A 14,578-nucleotide genomic window follows, 5' to 3' on the forward strand; every position below is an offset into this window, starting at 1 on the left:
GGCCCGACGCGGCAGCCGGGGCACGGCGACGCAGTAGGCTACGCCGATGGATGCGCTCACCGGTCTGCTGGACCAGGTCCGTTCCACCGGAGCGCTGTTCGGCCGCAACATCATGGGTTCACCCTGGGCGATCGGGTTCGCCGACGGTGCGCCGCTGACCCTGGTGACGATGCCGCGCGGAGACGGCTGGGTCGTGCCTACCGGCGCCGAACCCGTCCGCCTTGCCACCGGTGACCTGGCGGTCGTCGCCGGACCCGCCCCGTTCACCGTGAGCGGCGACCGGACACCCGACATCGCCCCGCTCTACGTCCTGCACGGCCCGAACGAGTGCCGGTCCGCGGACGGCGGGGAGTTGGCCCCCGACTCGATCCATCTCGGGGTACGGACCTGTGGCGACCGGCTCGACGGTCCGAACGTTCTGCTCACCGGCACCTACCAGGTCGCCGGTGGGCTCTCCGGGCGGCTGCTGGCCGCGCTGCCAAGGGTGCTGGTGGTGCCTTACGATGGCCGGCCCCGCCCACTGCTGGAACTGGCCGAGTCTGAGATCGGCCGCGACGACCCGGGCCAGCAGGCCGTGCTGGACCGACTGCTGGATCTGCTGCTGATCGCCACGCTGCGCGAGTGGTTCGCCCGTCCCGGCTCGTCGCCACCAGCCTGGTACCGGGCGCTGTCCGACCCGGTCGTCGGTGCCGCCCTGCGCGCGCTGCACGACGACCCCGCGCGCCCCTGGACGGTGGCGGCCCTGGCACGGGAGGCACGGGTGTCCCGGGCCACCTTCGCCCGCCGCTTCACCGATCTGCTCGGCGAGCCACCGATGGCCTACCTCACCGGCTGGCGACTCAACCTCGCGGCAGATCTGCTGCGGCGCACCGACGCCACCGTCGACTCGGTTGCCCGGCAGGTCGGCTATTCCACGGCGTACGCCCTGAGCGCCGCGTTCAAGCGGCACTTCGGCACCCGCCCCACCGAGCACCGCGCGACCACCGCCGCGGCCTGAGGGGTCCGCGCCGGCTCAAAGCGGTCACGAGTGCGGGACGTCCCCGGGTACCGGCCGCCGCAGCCCGATCTCGCGCTCGTCGACCCGCAGCGTTCCGAAACTGTTGTGATAGGTCTTGCCCGGCTTCGGATGCGTGAACTTCAGGCCCGCCCATTTGTCGTCGACCCGCAGGCAGACGCTCTCCACCATCCCGAGGTCGTATCCGATCGCGATGACCGACCTCATCGTCAGATCCGTGCCGTGCCGGCCCCCCTTGGGCCACGAAACCCACAGCATCCCGCCGGGACGCAGATGCTCCCGCAAGGTCGGAAAATCCCGCCGCATCCCCGCCTGCGTCACCACGAACAGATGCAGATAGTCGAACGGCCCGTCCAACTCGTTGACCAGCTCCAACTTGGGCAACTCCAACGCGGCGACCGACTCGGCCGGCGCACCCAGCAGGTGCGCTCGACATCCAGGCCGGACACCCATCTTCTGCGCCACCGTCCGCACCATTCCAGGACGGTACCGTCCAGCACCGACAACAAGACCGCCTCCGCGCAGCCTTACCACCGCCGGGGAGGCGGTAGGTGGCGGCACTACCGTCGGCGGTTGGGCATTCGGCCGCGGGCGGCGCGACGCCGAGGGCGGGGCGGGCCGGTGGAAACCTCCGCAGAGGGGACGAGGTCGGCCTGGCTCAGCACCGGGCAGCCGAGGCGCATCGACAGCCATCGACGCTGGAAGCCGCTCAGGTCGTTGACGAAGACAACGGCGTCGACCTTCCTGCCCGAACAGGTCGCCGCGATCTCCGCCAGCTTTCCCGGACCGACGAGGAAACGACGCGACAACGGCGCGGTCATCAGTCGTACCCCGCCGTCGGAGACGCCCCTGCGCTGGACGAACCGGTCCAGCACCTGTCCGCCCTGTGCCGTCACCTGCGCCTCCAGCGCGTCGAGGCGGTCTCGGTAATCACGGTCCTTCGCCGAGAACAGACCGACGAGGACCACGGAGCGGATGACGGCCACGTCGACAGCATGGCAGCTGTCGGCCGGTCACCTGACGCCTTCTTAATGCGGTTGCTGACCCCGCTGGGTAGCCCTACCGTAGAGATCAGCACCAAGACGAACCGACCGGGTCAGGAGACCGACATGTTGTGGCACGCCTTCATCACACCGCAGCGGCTGACGTCGCGCGGCGAGGCCGCCATGACCTGTGCCAGCCGATCCGACTGGTCAGCCGGCAGCGAAAAGAACCACGACCTGGGCCGGTGGCGCAGCTAGCACCCGCTAGCGATCGTCGCGCCGCCCTCCCGGATCCGGGACCGGGCGGCGTTTTCGTTACCGGACCCGGTCAACCAGCTCCCTTCGCTCTACCTACGGGTGTAGCTCAATCGGCAGAGCACCGGTCTCCAAAACCGGAAGATGCGGGTTCAACTCCTGCTGCCCGTGCGTACCCACCCCGGCCCGGCCGGCGGCACGCTCGTTGAAAACTCCACAGTGGATGGCACATCGCCGACGCCGCGCACGCCGTGCGCCGCGTCGACACAACGTCCGGCCGCCGGCAGACCCGCCGGCGGCCGGACGGTCCGGAGCGGGGGAGACGGCAACCCGCGCGCCTTGGGAGCGCGAGACACCCCGTTCGACTCGGGGGTTCCGGACGTATGGGCTTGTGGCGCAGTTGGTAGCGCACCGGTTCGGCAGACCGGGGGTCGGCGGTTCGAATCCGCCCAGGTCCACGAACGGTCGACCAGGACGACCGGCCGGGCGAACCGGTACGGCACCTGAACCAGACCGCGCGGAAGACGGGCCGAATCGACAGGCACACCCGGCCGCCTTCCGTCCAGTCCTCGTAGCTCAGCGGATAGAGCACCGGACTACGAATCCGGGGGCCGGGAGTTCGAATCTCTCCGAGGACGCAATGCCGGTTCGACGCCGGCAGAAGGCAGGGTTCGACTCACCACGGCAGGAGTGACCGGATCCGGCCCGGCACGCACCACGCCGGCGTAGCACGACAGGCCGTGCAGCCGACTTGTAATCGGCAGGCAGCGGGTTCGAGTCCCGTCGCCGGCTCCACGCCCCGGTAGCCCAACGGCAGAGGCGCGCCGCTCAGAACGGCGTCGGTGCGCGTTCGAATCGCGCTCCGGGTACGCAGCATCAGTTCGAGTCGGGCCGACCCGACCTGGAGACGCCAGCCGATGGGCGCCGGCCGCCGCCTTGAAAGCGGTTGGAGGCTTCGCCGCCTCGTGGGCGTTCGACTCGCCCCGTCTCCGCCACGTGCCGCTGGCTCAACAGGCAGAGCAGCTGACTCTTGTTCAGCGGGTTCGGGGTTCGACTCCCCGGCGGCGCACGCGCAGGGTAGAGGAGTTCGGTCGTCCTCGCCGGCCTCATAAGCCGGAGAACGCGGGTTCGAATCCCGCCCCTGCTCCCGTCCCGGTAGCTCAGTAGGTCAGAGCGCCGCCTCGACACGGCGGAGGCCGCTGGTTCGATTCCAGCCCGGGACACGCCACGGCCGTATGCCCGAGTGGTCAGGGGACCGTCTGCAAAGCGGTAGACGCCGGTTCGATTCCGGCTACGGCCTCGAGGATGTGTCATCCACAGTGGAGCAACGTGGGCGGACGCTGGCTGCCGGTTGCCGGGGCTTGCCGCCCGGTGGCCGTCTTGACGCGGGTGGGGTGCGGCGAACGCCGCACCCCACCCGAGGTGTTGTCAGTGTCCGGCCGTCGCGTACGTGGCGCAGCCGATCAGTTCCATCGACACCTGGAGCCGTTCCAGGCTGATGTTCTTCGCGATGGTGTCCTCCGGGCTGTGGTAAGGCGGCTCCAGCAGGGCCGGAGACTCCTCACCACGCCAGGAGAAGTTCGCGCTGGCGATCCCGACCTCCTGGAACGACTGGTGGTCGCTGGCGCCGCGCTGGGTCACCGGCGAGATCCGCGGCTGGTAGCCGAGCCGCTGGGCCGCGGCGGCGACCTCGTCGGTGGCCCGGTTGCTCTGGCCGGTGAAGGACAGCAGCCAGTAGCGCGTCGCCGGGTCCCAGCTCGTGGCGACCATGTCGTTCTGGTAGACGGCGACGATCCGGTCCCGCTCGGACTGCGGCAGCTCGCGGACGTAGTAGCGCGAGCCGATCAGGCCCTGCTCCTCGGAGCCCCACAGGCCGAACCGGACGGTGGCGTTGATCGGAATGGCCTTCAGTACCCGGGCCAGCTCCAGGCACAGCACGGTGCCGGAGCCGTCGTCGTTGGCGCCCGGCGCGCCGATGACCGTGTCGTAGTGCGCGCTGACCATGACCACCGGGCCGCCGGCGCCGGACCGTCCGCGCCGCTCCGCCAGCACGTTGTGCGAGGTCAGCCCGCGGTGTGCGGTGGTGGCGATGGTCAGGGTGAGCGGGCCGGTGGCCAGCAGGGCCCGCAGCCGGTGCTTCTGGGCCTGGGCGACGCCGACCACCGGGATCGCCAGTGGCGTGGGCATGGAGGGGGAGAACGCCGACGCCCGGCGGGGCTCGATCCCGTCGGTCGGGAGGAAGATCAGCCCGACCGCGCCGGCGGCCACCGCGCGGGCGGCCAGCTGTTCGCGCTGGGCGGCGACGTAGTTGACCAGTACGATCTTGCCGCTGACGTCGGCGGTGAAGTCGGCGGCCGCGCCTGCCCCGACGTCGATCACCGAGGCGGTGACGGTGGTGTCCAGGGCGGCCTGTGCGCTGGCGCCGGCCTGCCAGTTGAGGTCGTCGGGCAGACCGGCGGGGGAGCTGAGCTGGGCGAGGAACTTGTCGGCCACCGGGAACGGCTGCAGGGTCGTGTCGTAGCCGAAGTGGTCGAGCTGGCTGGCGATGTAGTGCGCCGCCCGGCGCTCGGATTCGGTGCCGCCGATCCGCGGCCCGATGTCCTCGGAAAGCACCGTGAGGTGGTCGAGGGCCCGCCTGGTGGAGAGTTGGGCGATGACCTTGCGGTCCTGCGGGGTGAGCCTGGGTGGGCGGTGCGCGCCCGGCCGCTGGTCGTCCGTGGCCCACGCCGGCGCGGGCAGCGCCACGGTGGCGGCGCCGCCGAGGGCGACGGTCAGCATCCGTCGCCGGTTGAGCGAGGTGGAGCCGACAGAAGGGGACGAGTCGTGCGGGGGTGTCACGGTTTCGTCGAGCGAAGACAAGGGTACGCCTCCTGAATCGAGGTTGGACCCGGGGTGTCAGGGGTGTTAAGCCCCGGGTTGCAGGGGCTCGAATCTAACCCGTGAGCTGCCGCTTCTCAAGATCACGGATCGATGTACGGCGGTGCTGCCCATGGTCCGGTACGCGGGTTCCCGACGTCACCGAACAGCATGACGGTGAGTCCCTTCGATGGCGCCCTACCTCTGCCGTGCGGCCACGGGACCGGCATGCATGCCCCTTCGTCGCCGTGCCATCTCGAAGACCAACAGCGAGTTTCTACCCGGTCTGCGGCCGGCCCGCTGCCCTGCTCCACGGGGCCACCGGTGGACGTCGGCTGCCGAGTCGGTGCCGGCGGGTGGACCGAAACCGCGTTGACAGTGCCACCGGCCGAGATGCCTACTTACTGCCTCGGCGCGCCGTCGCGCCGGCCCGTCGTCAGCTGTCCGGGCCGGTCGGCGGGCAATCGGCGGCAGCGAAAGGGCAGCGGATCATGGGTGACTCGGGCGTGGACGCGCTGATCTGGAAGGAGTTCGGCGGGGAGCACCTCGCGGAGCTGACCGGTCTGGCCGAGGCGTGCCTGGCCGTCGACGGTGGACTGCCGCTGTTCACCGGCTCCGCGCTGCTGCGGGCCCGGCTGCTCCAGTCCCGTACCCTCGGCGCCTGGCACGGGGGCGATCTGGTCGCGGCCGTGAGCGTCGGTACCGCCCGACAGCCGGCCACCAGCACCGGCCTGGTGCATCCGGACTGGCGCGGACAGGGTGTCGGTAGCCGGCTGCTGAGCTGGGCGGACGAGCAGGCGGGCGACGGCGATCTGCTGCTGACCACCGAGTCGTGGAGTTCGGGCGCGGACGCCCTGTTCACGGCGCGTGGCTTCGCGCGGACCTTCACCGAGTGGGTGCTGCGGCACGAGCTCACCGACCTGCCGGAGGTCGCCCACCCCGACGGCGTGAACACCGGGCCGGTGACGCTCGGCTCCGAGCTGTTCGCGACCTACCGGGCGTCCTTCGCGGACCGGACCGGCTTCGTTGAGCCGGCGGCCGGGGAATGGCTGGAGGAGCTGCGCGACGACGACGGCTACCGGCCGGACCTGTCGCTGATCGCGCGCGGTCCCGACGGTACGGCGGTCGGCTTCCTCAACGTCATCGACAACTGGATCGACCAGGTGGGCGTGGTCCCCGCCTGGCGGGGCCGCCGGGTCGGCGCCCACCTGGTGGCAACCGCGCTGCGGTCGCTGGCCGCCGACGGCGCCCGGGAAGCGTGGCTGTGCGTCAACGACGACAACCCGGCCGCCGGCCTGTACCGGCGGCTCGGCTTTCGCGACGCCGGCCGCCGCGCCCGCTACCTGCACCGCCGGGGGTGACCGGGGGCCGGTCTGCCCGGGACGTCATGCCGGCGCCGGCCCCGCGCGCCGGCGTGGCCGGGTACGGGCCGCCCGGTAGTAGTCGTCGACCGGGATGCGTGCCTCGTCGAACAGTCCGGGCCCCTCGTACGCGACGTCGGCATCGTCGGGGGCGGCCAGCTCCGTCGGCCTCAGGGCGTTCGCCTGCGCGGTGCTGAGGGCGTAGACGACCCGCCCGAGTCCGGAACGGGCGATGGCGCCCGTGCACATCTGGCACGGTTGGCAGCTGGTGTACATCGTCGTGGCCCGGGCTGCGGCCGGATCGAGGTGTCGGGCCGCCCACCGGGCGAGCTTCAGTTCGGGGTGGGCGGTGATGTCCCGGTCGGTGCTGGTCGTGTTGCGGTCCTCGGCGATCACATTGCCGGCGGCGTCGACGAGCAGTGATCCGTACGGCGGATCGCCGGCGTCGAGCGCCGAGGCGGCGAGCCGTAGCGCGGCCCGGAGAAAACGCGGTTCGTCGTTGTTCATTCGGCGGCCCCGGGCGGCGGTGCGGTGCGGAGGACACCTTCGGCGACGACGAGACCGGTACCGCTGATCTCGACCCGGTCCCCGGTGACGTCGACCCGAATACGACTGGGGCGGCCGAGTCGGTAGCCCTGCTCGATCACCGCGGTTCCCTCCGTCACGGCTCCGTCGGCGACGAGGCGGGCCAGCAGCGGCCCGGCGGCCGTACCCGTCGCCGGATCCTCCGAGATACCCATTCCCGGGTTGAAAAACCGCGCGTAGGCGACGGCGTCGGTCGGGTCGACCGGATCGCGGCTGTAGACGTAGCAGCCCTCGCCGCCGGCCCGGGCGACGGCGGCGGCCAGGCGGGGTCCGTCCGGTCGTGCCCGGTCGACCGCGTCCCGGCCGGTCACCGGTACGAGGAGGTGGCCGGCGCCGGTCGACACCACCTGTGGGACGGTGGCGGTGTCGAGGTCGGCGTCGGTCAGGCCGAGCGCGGCTGCGAGTTCGGCCCGGTCGGCGGCGTCGCCCACCGTGGCGCCGAATTCTGGTGTGGACTGGCGCATCGTGACGAGGGTCGCCCGGGGCGGACCGGTCACGTCGACCGGTAGCAGGGCGTCGCCGATCTGCTGTGTGAACGACGGGCGGTCCGCTGGCAGACGGCCGGCGTCGGCGAGCCACAGCCAGGCGCCGAGGGCGTTGTGTCCGGCCCCGAGCACCTCCTCGCCGATCGGGGTGAACGATCGTAGGCGCCAGGTGGCGCCGGCCAGGGTCGGGCGCAGGATGAAGGTGGTCTCGGACTGGTTGAACTCCCGGGCGATCGCCCGCATCGTCGGCTCGGTCAGGTCGTCCGCGTCGGGTACGACGGCGACCGGGTTGCCGGTGAGTGGTGTGGACGCGAACACGTCCAGGAACACGAACGGGATCCGGTCGGGCGGGGAGTTGGTCATGCAGACGATGCTACGAACGGCAGCGGTCGGTCGGACAGGCTGCATCGACGGTAGAACGGGGTCCGGGCCGCAGATGTTGCGGTAGATTCGCGGAATGGCCGGCACCGACTACGTCATGGACGCGTCCGACCGGCGACTGCTCGAGGCGTTGCAGGAGGACGGCAGGGCCTCGCTGACCGACCTTGCCGGCGTCATTCATCTGGGTGTTTCGGCAACCCGGGCACGACTGCGTAATCTCGAGCAGCACGGGGTGATCGCCGGCTACACCGCCCGGGTGGACGCCGCAGTGGTCGGGTACGGACTGCGCGCCACCGTCCGGATGAAGGTGCACGGTGCCCGCTACGACACGGTGCGCCAGGTCCTCGACCGGCAGCCGCAGATCGTGCGATGCCTACGCGTCACCGGCGAGTCCTGTTACCTGATGGAGATCGTCGCGGTCGACATGGCCGACCTGGAACGCATCACGAGCGATCTCGCCCGGATCGGCTCGATCGTCACCGATCTCGTCTACGAGGTCGTCGCCGACCGGCCCGTTCCGGCACCCGTGCGTGAGGGCCGGGTCACCGACCGGCGGTGACCGGCGGCCGAGCGCATCGGGCGGCCCGCGCCGCGGCGACGGCGGCCGGGGCACGGCGCGGTTGTCCGCCGGGGCCACCCGTTCCCGGCCGCCGGGACGGGCGCTAGGATCGGCCGCGATGACTACCGGGGCGCCATCGCGGGCGCGACGACTTGTCCGCCACCTCTGCCTGCTCACCGCCGTCCTCGTCGGTGTCATCATCAGTCACCCTGCCGTGTACGCCATGTGCTCGGTCGTCCACACGAGGTCACTGCCTGCCGGGTCGGCCGCTGTGGCTCTGGACCTTCGTGCCGGTCACCACTGCTCCACGGACTCGTCGGGCCACAGTGCGCAACGGTGCACCACCCTTCCGGCGGGTGCCGCTCTGGCGCCCGAAACCGCCGTGCCCACCGTTCGGCTGCACCAGTTCAGTGCCGAGGTTCCACCCGACGACGGCGGCGCCCCGCCGGGGTTGGGAACGCACCTACGTCCCCGCCTGACGGAACTGGCTGTCAGTCGGACATAACCATGTCTCCAGCCGAGGATCCGCCCGCGCGATCTGCGTCGCGCGCCAGACCTGCCGTACCGGCCCCCGGCCGGACATCCTCCCGGAGACCACGCTGAACACTTCCAAGCACGTACCCGACCAGCTGTTGTCCGCCGGACCACCCGGGTCCGGGCCCGGCCGCAGACCGGGGTGGCGGCACTCGCTCGCCCGTACCCTGTTCCAGGGACTCGCCGCCGCGCTCGCGGTCGTCACCCTCGGCACTCCCGCCGTCGCGACCCCGCCGGAGCCGCCACCGTCGGGGCACGGGACCGACGGCCCGCAGTTGCTGCGGGACGTGCTCGAGTCCACCAACCGCGAGTTCGTCAAAGCGAAGGCCGCCCTCGAGGAATCGCGGGTCCGGCAGCTGCATCTGACTCTCGAGCTGAGCAAGGCCGAGCAGCAGTACGAGGAACTGACCGGGCAGGTGCAGTTGGTGGGCGCGCAGTCCTACCGGGAGGGGCGGCTGCAGGCCGCGGCCGTGATGCTCAACAGCACGGCACCGGACGCCTTCCTGTCGCGCCTCATCATGCTCGAAGAGTTGAACATGGTGAACACGAGGAAGGTCCGTGACCTCAGCCAGGCCAGGTCCCGCGCCCAGCAGGCCAAGCAGGCCATCGACGCCGAGGTCCTCCAGCAGCAGCGGCAGCACGCCATCATGGGCAAGCAGAAGAGTGACGCCGAGAAGGAACTGAGGTCGCTCGGTGGTGCGAGCCTGACCGCCAACGGACTCGTCTCGGCGACCTCGCCGGTTGCCCGCCCCGCCCCGAACGGCGGTAACGGGAACTGGCCGCCCGAGGCCTGCAACCAGAAGGATCCGACGACGTCCGGCTGCCTCACCCGCCGTACCCTGCACGCGTACCACGAGGTCAAGCGGGCCGGCTTCGACCGGTTCGTCGGCTGCTTCCGGACCGGCGACCGCTGGGAGCATCCGAAGGGTCGGGCCTGCGACTGGTCGCTGCAGTCGCGCGGCTTCAGTCCGGCCCGAACGACCGACCAGCGGCTCTACGGCAACAACCTGGCCGCCTTCCTGGTCCGCAACGCCGATCTGCTCGGGATCTACTACGTCATCTGGTACAAGCAGATCTGGATGCCGGCTACCGGCTGGCAGCCGTATTCCGGCGATTCGGACCATACCGACCACGTTCACATGTCTATGTTGTGAGTCATGTCCGGTCGGCCGCGGCCGACCGGACATGACGGCCCGAAAAGCGGGTAGGCGCCGGCGTGGGCCTTCGGCGGCGCGGCGGGCGGTGCGGTGATGTCTGACCGCATCGCCGACGCGTCGTTCCGACCGGCGTCGTTTCGACCGGCGTCGTTCCGATCGCCGGGGTCGACGCCTGGTACGAGCAGATCGGATCCGTGGAACAGGACATCGGGCCGGGTCCTGGTGGTGTCGGCCGACATCGGTGCGGGGCACGACGCGGCCGCCGCGGAGCTGGGCCACCGGCTGTCCGCACACGGGCTGCAGGTTGATCATCTGAACTTCTTCACGGCGCTGTCCCGGCCGGTCCACTGGCTGGTACGCGAGACGTACCGGATGCTGCTGCGCTGGTCGCCCGGCACCTACGCCGGCCTGTTCACGCTCACCGAGCGTTCGCCGTCGATGGTCACGGCGATCCGCGGGCTGCTCGGGCTGGCCCGTGCACGGATGCTGGCCCGGCTGGCACCGGACACCCGGCTGATCGTCACGACCTACCCGTTCGCCAACCAACTGCTCGGTCCGCTACGCCGTACCGGGCGGGTCACGGTGCCGATCGTCGCCTACGTCACCGACATCTCGGTCCATCCCGCCTGGCTGTCGCCCGGCGTCGACACGTACTGCGTCATCCACGACGCTGCCCGACAGCAGGCCGGCGGGTGGGGTGCACGCGACGTACGGGTCGTCGACCCCCTGATATCGGCGCGGTTCGCGCCCACCACCACCGACGGCAAGCGGCAGGCCCGCCTACGGTTCGGTCTGCCCGACGACGGGCGGCTGGCGCTCATCGTCGCCGGATCCTGGGGCGTGGGCGACGTCGTCCGGACCGCCGCGGACGTGCTCGCCGCCGGCGGCATTCAGCCGGTCGTGGTGTGCGGACGCAACGAGCCGATGCGGCGCCTCCTCCGCGGTCTTCCCGGGCACGTCATGGGATGGGTGCAGGACATGCCGACCCTCATGCGGGCGGTGGACGTCGTCGTGGAGAACTCCGGCGGACAGACCTGCCAGCAGTCGCTGGCCTGCGGGCTGCCGACCATCACCTACCGGCCGATCCCCGGACACGGCACAGCCAACGCCGAGATCCTCGACCGGCACGGGCTGACCACCCACGTGAGCACACCACAGGACCTCAAACCGGTGCTCGGAACCCTGACCGCCCCCGTGTCCGTACCCGGGCCCAGCCGGCGGACCGGCGACATCACCGCCGTGGTGCTGGAAGCACTGTACGCGCACGAGCGGCTCCGGCGGTCGTGAGAACCGGGTGATGGACCGGGTCATGACCGATAGCGGGCGACACCGTCTGGGAAATCGAAACGTGGAGTGGCGTCCGGGCGCCGGGGCGGGCCGCCTCGTCGGTGCGCCGGCGCTCCTGGCGGCCGGCCTGCTGGTGCATGCCGCGCCGGTGGTGACCTCGCTGACCGGGCTACGACGTCGGGCGTTCCCGGCGCTTTCCGGCGTCGGGGATCCCGCCGGGATCGCCCTGACCTTCGACGACGGTCCCGATCGTCGCTCCACGCCGTCGTTTCTCCGGCTGCTCGCCGAGCTGGATGTGCGGGCGACGTTCTTTCTGCTCGGTCGCATGCTCGACCGTGACCCCGGTCTGGGGCGCGAGCTCGTCGCCCGGGGGCACGAGGTGGCGGTCCACGGGTGGGACCACCGTTGCCTGTTGTGGCGGTCACCGCGTTCGGTGTACGGGGACATCGCCCGGGCCCGGGATCGGATCGCGGACGCGACGGGGGCCGTTCCGCGCTGGTACCGACCTCCGTACGGGCTGTTGACGGCGGGCGCCCTGGTCACCTGCCGGCGGCTGGGACTCCAGCCGCGGCTGTGGACCGCCTGGGGGCGGGACTGGGAGGCGGGCGGCAGCGCGACGTCGGTCCAGCGGACGGTGTTCCGTACGCTCGGCGCCGGTGGCACCGTGCTGTTGCACGATTCCGACTGCGCCTCGGCCCCGGAATCCTGGCGCGCCACGTTGCGGGCGCTGCCCGGCGTCGTCGGGTGGGCCCGGGAACGGAACCTGTACGTCGGACCCCTGCACCGGCACCAGCACCCGCGTGACGGTTGAGGACGGTTACCGGCGCAGGACGTGCAGCTGCTGCAACAGGAACACCAGGGAGAGCGCGGCGGTACCGGCGGCGACGAGCCAGCCGGCGACACGCAGCCCCCGGGCGATGGGACGCCCGCCCACCAGCTTCGCGTTACCTGCGCAGAGCACCAGCATCACCAGCCCGAACGGCGTGGCGACGCCGGCCACCAGGCTGGCGACGAACAGCAGCCGGATGGGACTCACCGTGCCCATCGCCAGCACGGCGCCGACCACGGCCTGAAGCGCGATCAGCGTGTAGAACCCCGGGGCCTGCCGTGGACTGCGGGTCAGGCCACGCTCCCAACCGAACGCGGACGCCGCCGCGTAACCACCCGCAGCCATGATCACCGGTGCCGCGACGACCGCGGCCGCCAGCAGCCCCACCGCGAACAACTCACTGGCCAGCGGGCCGGCCAGCGGGCGAAGCACCTGGGCCGCCTGCTGCGCGGTGTCGACGCTCTCGTGGTGTGTTCCGAGGGTGGCGCCGCTGGCCACCAGGATGCACCAGGCGATCAGGCAGGCCAGCGTCGCCCCGGTGACGGCGTCGAACTCGCGAACCCGCAGTGACGTGCGCGCCGCCCGCTCCTCGACCTGCTCGACCGTCTGCCACAGGTACATGTACGTCGTCAGCAGGGTGCCCAGGATCGCCACGGCTCCGGCGAGGTGCGTCGAGGTGATCGACAGTGGCGGCAGGAGACTGCCGCGGGCCACCGCCGCCCAGTCCGGCCGGGCCAGCACGACCGCCGCCCCGTAGGCCAGCAGACCGACCATGGCCCACTTCAGCACCCGCTCGACCTCGTCGTACCGACCGACGAACAGCAACGCCAACACCGCGGCGGCGAACACCGGGACCAGCCACCGTGACTCCAGCCCGACCAGCAGGCCGATCGCGGCCGCACCCGCCGCGAGATCGGCGCCGACGGTCACCGTGTTCACCGTCAGGACGGACACCAGCAGCAACGAACCCGCCAGCCGGCCGTAGCCGTCGCGTACGGCGCTCTGCAGGTTGCGGCCGGTCAGCGTGCCGACCCGGGTGGCCAGGACCTGCACGACCGCCACCGCCGGTATCGACAGCAGGGTCAGCCACGCCAGCCCGTACCCCGCCGCCGCACCGACCACGACCAGGGTCGCCACCGTCGTCGGATCGGTGTCCGCGGCTCCCGACACCAGCCCCGGTCCCAGGCGACGCGGACCACGCCCCGCGCGCCGTCCGCCACCGCGCACGCGTGAACCCCTTCCCGCCGCCGAAGAGGCGAAGCAGAACGTGCGGGGGCAGCCCTCTGCCGTGCCGACCGGCGGCACGCCGGCGGGAGTCCGGGCCGCGGCAACGCCGGGGCCTGCCGCCCCGACCGCTGTCTCCATCGTGCCCAACAGTCCTGCCGGATGCGGCGAAGTCGCGGATTGGGGCCGCGTCGCCACCACCGGTCGGGTGACGTACGACAACCATCGGCAACCGGCCGGAATGACCCGGCCGTATCGGGGTAGGCGGCGGCGTGATTCGGCGGCAAGGCGTTGACCTGACTCGGGGCCGGCGCCTTTCCGTCGCCGCGTTCATCGGCCTGGTCGTCGCCTACCTGGTCGTGCTCCACGGGCTGGCGCTGGCGTTGAGCAGCGGTCTGAGGACGAGGTACGCGGCACCCGGCAGCCTGAACGAGATGTGGCGCGCCATCACCGTGCCGGAGGTGGTCTCCGTCGTACTGGTGCTCGCGGTCATCTCGTGGCTCCGCTGGTGGCCGCCGGTGCTGCGGGACGACCGCCCGGTCCAACGCTGGGTGGCCGTCGTTCCGATCGGCATGGCGGTCTGTGCGCTCGTCGTCACCGACTACGGCGCCCTGGCCGACAAGGGAGCCGCCTTCACGTCGACACTGCTGTTCACCGCACTGCTGATCGGTGTCGGCGAGGAACTGATGTTCCGTGGGCTCGGGGTGACCGTGTTCCGTTCCCGCGGGTTCACCGAGGGCAAGGTCGCCCTGTGGTCCACGGTCATCTTCGCCCTGGCCCACGCCACCAACCTGCTCACCGAGGGCGGCGGAGCCTTCGCCCAGGTTCTGACGACCATGGTCGCCGGCTACTTCCTCTATCTGATCCGGCGCCGCTCCGGCGGCATCGCCCTGCCGGTCGTCATCCACGCGATGTGGGACTTCTCCCTCATCTCAGGTCAGGTGATCCCGGGCCGGGTCTACCTGCCCGCGCTGCTGGCCATCGTCACCATGGTCGTCCTGGCGATCATCGTGCTGGTACGCCGGCACCACATCGAACCGGTCACGGCGGGGCAGCGTTGACGGTCG

Annotated in this window: 13 protein-coding genes and 10 tRNA genes; 17 read left to right on the forward strand and 6 right to left on the reverse strand. The window is 71.3% G+C overall.

The genetic code is table 11. From position 1 onward, the window contains the following. The first annotated feature begins 46 nt into the window (after positions 1 to 46). Entirely contained in the window at positions 47 to 997 is a 951-nt protein-coding gene (locus Prubr_RS26480) for an AraC family transcriptional regulator (RefSeq protein WP_212817634.1), read from the forward strand. A gap of 24 nt (positions 998 to 1,021) precedes the next feature. Here Prubr_RS26480 and Prubr_RS26485 read toward each other — a convergent pair whose 3' ends face one another. Further along, positions 1,022 to 1,492, reverse strand: coding sequence for a class I SAM-dependent methyltransferase (locus Prubr_RS26485; protein WP_212817635.1), 471 nt, complete (start codon positions 1,490 to 1,492; stop codon positions 1,022 to 1,024). A gap of 83 nt (positions 1,493 to 1,575) precedes the next feature. Then, positions 1,576 to 2,001 carry an HflX-like GTP-binding protein gene (locus tag Prubr_RS26490; protein WP_212817636.1) on the reverse strand — a complete coding sequence of 142 codons (426 nt, stop codon included), beginning with the start codon at positions 1,999 to 2,001 and terminating at the stop codon, positions 1,576 to 1,578. 350 nt (positions 2,002 to 2,351) lie between these two features. Between Prubr_RS26490 and Prubr_RS26495 the strand changes: the two genes are divergently transcribed. From Prubr_RS26495 to Prubr_RS26540, 10 genes are all read left to right on the forward strand, one after another. Further along, positions 2,352 to 2,424 (forward strand) — tRNA-Trp (locus Prubr_RS26495). Between the two features lie 214 nt (positions 2,425 to 2,638). Further along, positions 2,639 to 2,711, forward strand: a tRNA-Ala gene (locus Prubr_RS26500). 107 nt (positions 2,712 to 2,818) lie between these two features. Then, a tRNA-Arg gene (locus Prubr_RS26505) sits at positions 2,819 to 2,891 on the forward strand. Positions 2,892 to 2,972: 81 nt separating this feature from the next. Beyond that, positions 2,973 to 3,048, forward strand: a tRNA-Thr gene (locus Prubr_RS26510). Position 3,049: 1 nt separating this feature from the next. Next, positions 3,050 to 3,122, forward strand: a tRNA-Leu gene (locus tag Prubr_RS26515). A 34-nt stretch (positions 3,123 to 3,156) separates the two neighbouring features. Further along, positions 3,157 to 3,248 (forward strand) — tRNA-Ser (locus Prubr_RS26520). Between the two features lies 1 nt (position 3,249). Further along, positions 3,250 to 3,322 (forward strand) — tRNA-Lys (locus tag Prubr_RS26525). 2 nt (positions 3,323 to 3,324) lie between these two features. After that, positions 3,325 to 3,400, forward strand: a tRNA-Met gene (locus tag Prubr_RS26530). A gap of 2 nt (positions 3,401 to 3,402) precedes the next feature. Beyond that, positions 3,403 to 3,476: transfer RNA gene (locus Prubr_RS26535), tRNA-Val, on the forward strand. A gap of 6 nt (positions 3,477 to 3,482) precedes the next feature. Beyond that, positions 3,483 to 3,553 (forward strand) — tRNA-Cys (locus Prubr_RS26540). A gap of 128 nt (positions 3,554 to 3,681) precedes the next feature. Here the strand turns inward: Prubr_RS26540 and Prubr_RS26545 are convergent. Continuing rightward, a complete protein-coding gene (locus Prubr_RS26545; protein WP_246567672.1) occupies positions 3,682 to 5,112 on the reverse strand; it encodes a M28 family peptidase in 1,431 nt (476 codons plus the stop codon). 488 nt (positions 5,113 to 5,600) lie between these two features. On the opposite strand from Prubr_RS26545, the gene Prubr_RS26550 reads away from it, so the two are divergent. Then, positions 5,601 to 6,470, forward strand: a complete 870-nt coding sequence (locus tag Prubr_RS26550; protein ID WP_212817637.1) for a GNAT family N-acetyltransferase — start codon at positions 5,601 to 5,603, stop codon at positions 6,468 to 6,470. Between the two features lie 24 nt (positions 6,471 to 6,494). Here the strand turns inward: Prubr_RS26550 and Prubr_RS26555 are convergent, their stop codons facing one another. Then, positions 6,495 to 6,977: a nucleoside deaminase gene (locus tag Prubr_RS26555; protein WP_212817638.1), complete on the reverse strand. Its 483-nt coding sequence runs from the start codon at positions 6,975 to 6,977 to the stop codon at positions 6,495 to 6,497. Next, entirely contained in the window at positions 6,974 to 7,903 is a 930-nt protein-coding gene (locus tag Prubr_RS26560; RefSeq protein WP_212817639.1) for a PhzF family phenazine biosynthesis protein, read from the reverse strand. Before Prubr_RS26560 ends, Prubr_RS26555 begins: the two co-directional genes overlap by 4 nt. 94 nt (positions 7,904 to 7,997) lie before the next feature. Here Prubr_RS26560 and Prubr_RS26565 point away from each other — a divergent pair, with 94 nt between their 5' ends. From Prubr_RS26565 to Prubr_RS26580, 4 genes are all read left to right on the forward strand, one after another. Then, complete coding sequence (locus tag Prubr_RS26565; protein WP_212817640.1) at positions 7,998 to 8,480, forward strand: Lrp/AsnC family transcriptional regulator; 483 nt, start codon at positions 7,998 to 8,000, stop codon at positions 8,478 to 8,480. A gap of 632 nt (positions 8,481 to 9,112) precedes the next feature. Further along, positions 9,113 to 10,168 (forward strand): coiled-coil domain-containing protein, encoded by a 1,056-nt coding sequence (locus tag Prubr_RS26570; RefSeq protein ID WP_246567673.1) that lies wholly within the window; start codon positions 9,113 to 9,115, stop codon positions 10,166 to 10,168. A 96-nt stretch (positions 10,169 to 10,264) separates the two neighbouring features. Beyond that, on the forward strand, positions 10,265 to 11,458 hold the full coding sequence (locus Prubr_RS26575) for an MGDG synthase family glycosyltransferase (protein WP_212817641.1): 1,194 nt from the start codon (positions 10,265 to 10,267) through the stop codon (positions 11,456 to 11,458). Positions 11,459 to 11,519: 61 nt separating this feature from the next. Continuing rightward, positions 11,520 to 12,269 (forward strand): polysaccharide deacetylase family protein, encoded by a 750-nt coding sequence (locus Prubr_RS26580; RefSeq protein WP_246567675.1) that lies wholly within the window; start codon positions 11,520 to 11,522, stop codon positions 12,267 to 12,269. Positions 12,270 to 12,275: 6 nt separating this feature from the next. Here the strand turns inward: Prubr_RS26580 and Prubr_RS26585 are convergent, their stop codons facing one another. Continuing rightward, positions 12,276 to 13,457: an Nramp family divalent metal transporter gene (locus Prubr_RS26585; RefSeq protein ID WP_212817643.1), complete on the reverse strand. Its 1,182-nt coding sequence runs from the start codon at positions 13,455 to 13,457 to the stop codon at positions 12,276 to 12,278. A 326-nt stretch (positions 13,458 to 13,783) separates the two neighbouring features. Between Prubr_RS26585 and Prubr_RS26590 the strand changes: the two genes are divergently transcribed. Continuing rightward, positions 13,784 to 14,572 (forward strand): CPBP family intramembrane glutamic endopeptidase, encoded by a 789-nt coding sequence (locus Prubr_RS26590; protein ID WP_212817644.1) that lies wholly within the window; start codon positions 13,784 to 13,786, stop codon positions 14,570 to 14,572. The last annotated feature ends 6 nt before the right edge of the window (positions 14,573 to 14,578 follow it).

Source organism: Polymorphospora rubra (assembly GCF_018324255.1).
GTDB lineage: Bacteria > Actinomycetota > Actinomycetes > Mycobacteriales > Micromonosporaceae > Polymorphospora > Polymorphospora rubra.

Coding starts and splice junctions, on each gene's coding strand:
- Prubr_RS26485 (WP_212817635.1), bottom strand. CDS start 1,492: ATGGTGCGGACGGTGGCGCAGAAGATGGGTGTCCGGCCTGGATGTCGA.
- Prubr_RS26575 (WP_212817641.1), top strand. CDS start 10,265: ATGTCTGACCGCATCGCCGACGCGTCGTTCCGACCGGCGTCGTTTCGA.
- Prubr_RS26480 (WP_212817634.1), top strand. CDS start 47: ATGGATGCGCTCACCGGTCTGCTGGACCAGGTCCGTTCCACCGGAGCG.
- Prubr_RS26550 (WP_212817637.1), top strand. CDS start 5,601: ATGGGTGACTCGGGCGTGGACGCGCTGATCTGGAAGGAGTTCGGCGGG.
- Prubr_RS26555 (WP_212817638.1), bottom strand. CDS start 6,977: ATGAACAACGACGAACCGCGTTTTCTCCGGGCCGCGCTACGGCTCGCC.
- Prubr_RS26565 (WP_212817640.1), top strand. CDS start 7,998: ATGGCCGGCACCGACTACGTCATGGACGCGTCCGACCGGCGACTGCTC.
- Prubr_RS26560 (WP_212817639.1), bottom strand. CDS start 7,903: ATGACCAACTCCCCGCCCGACCGGATCCCGTTCGTGTTCCTGGACGTG.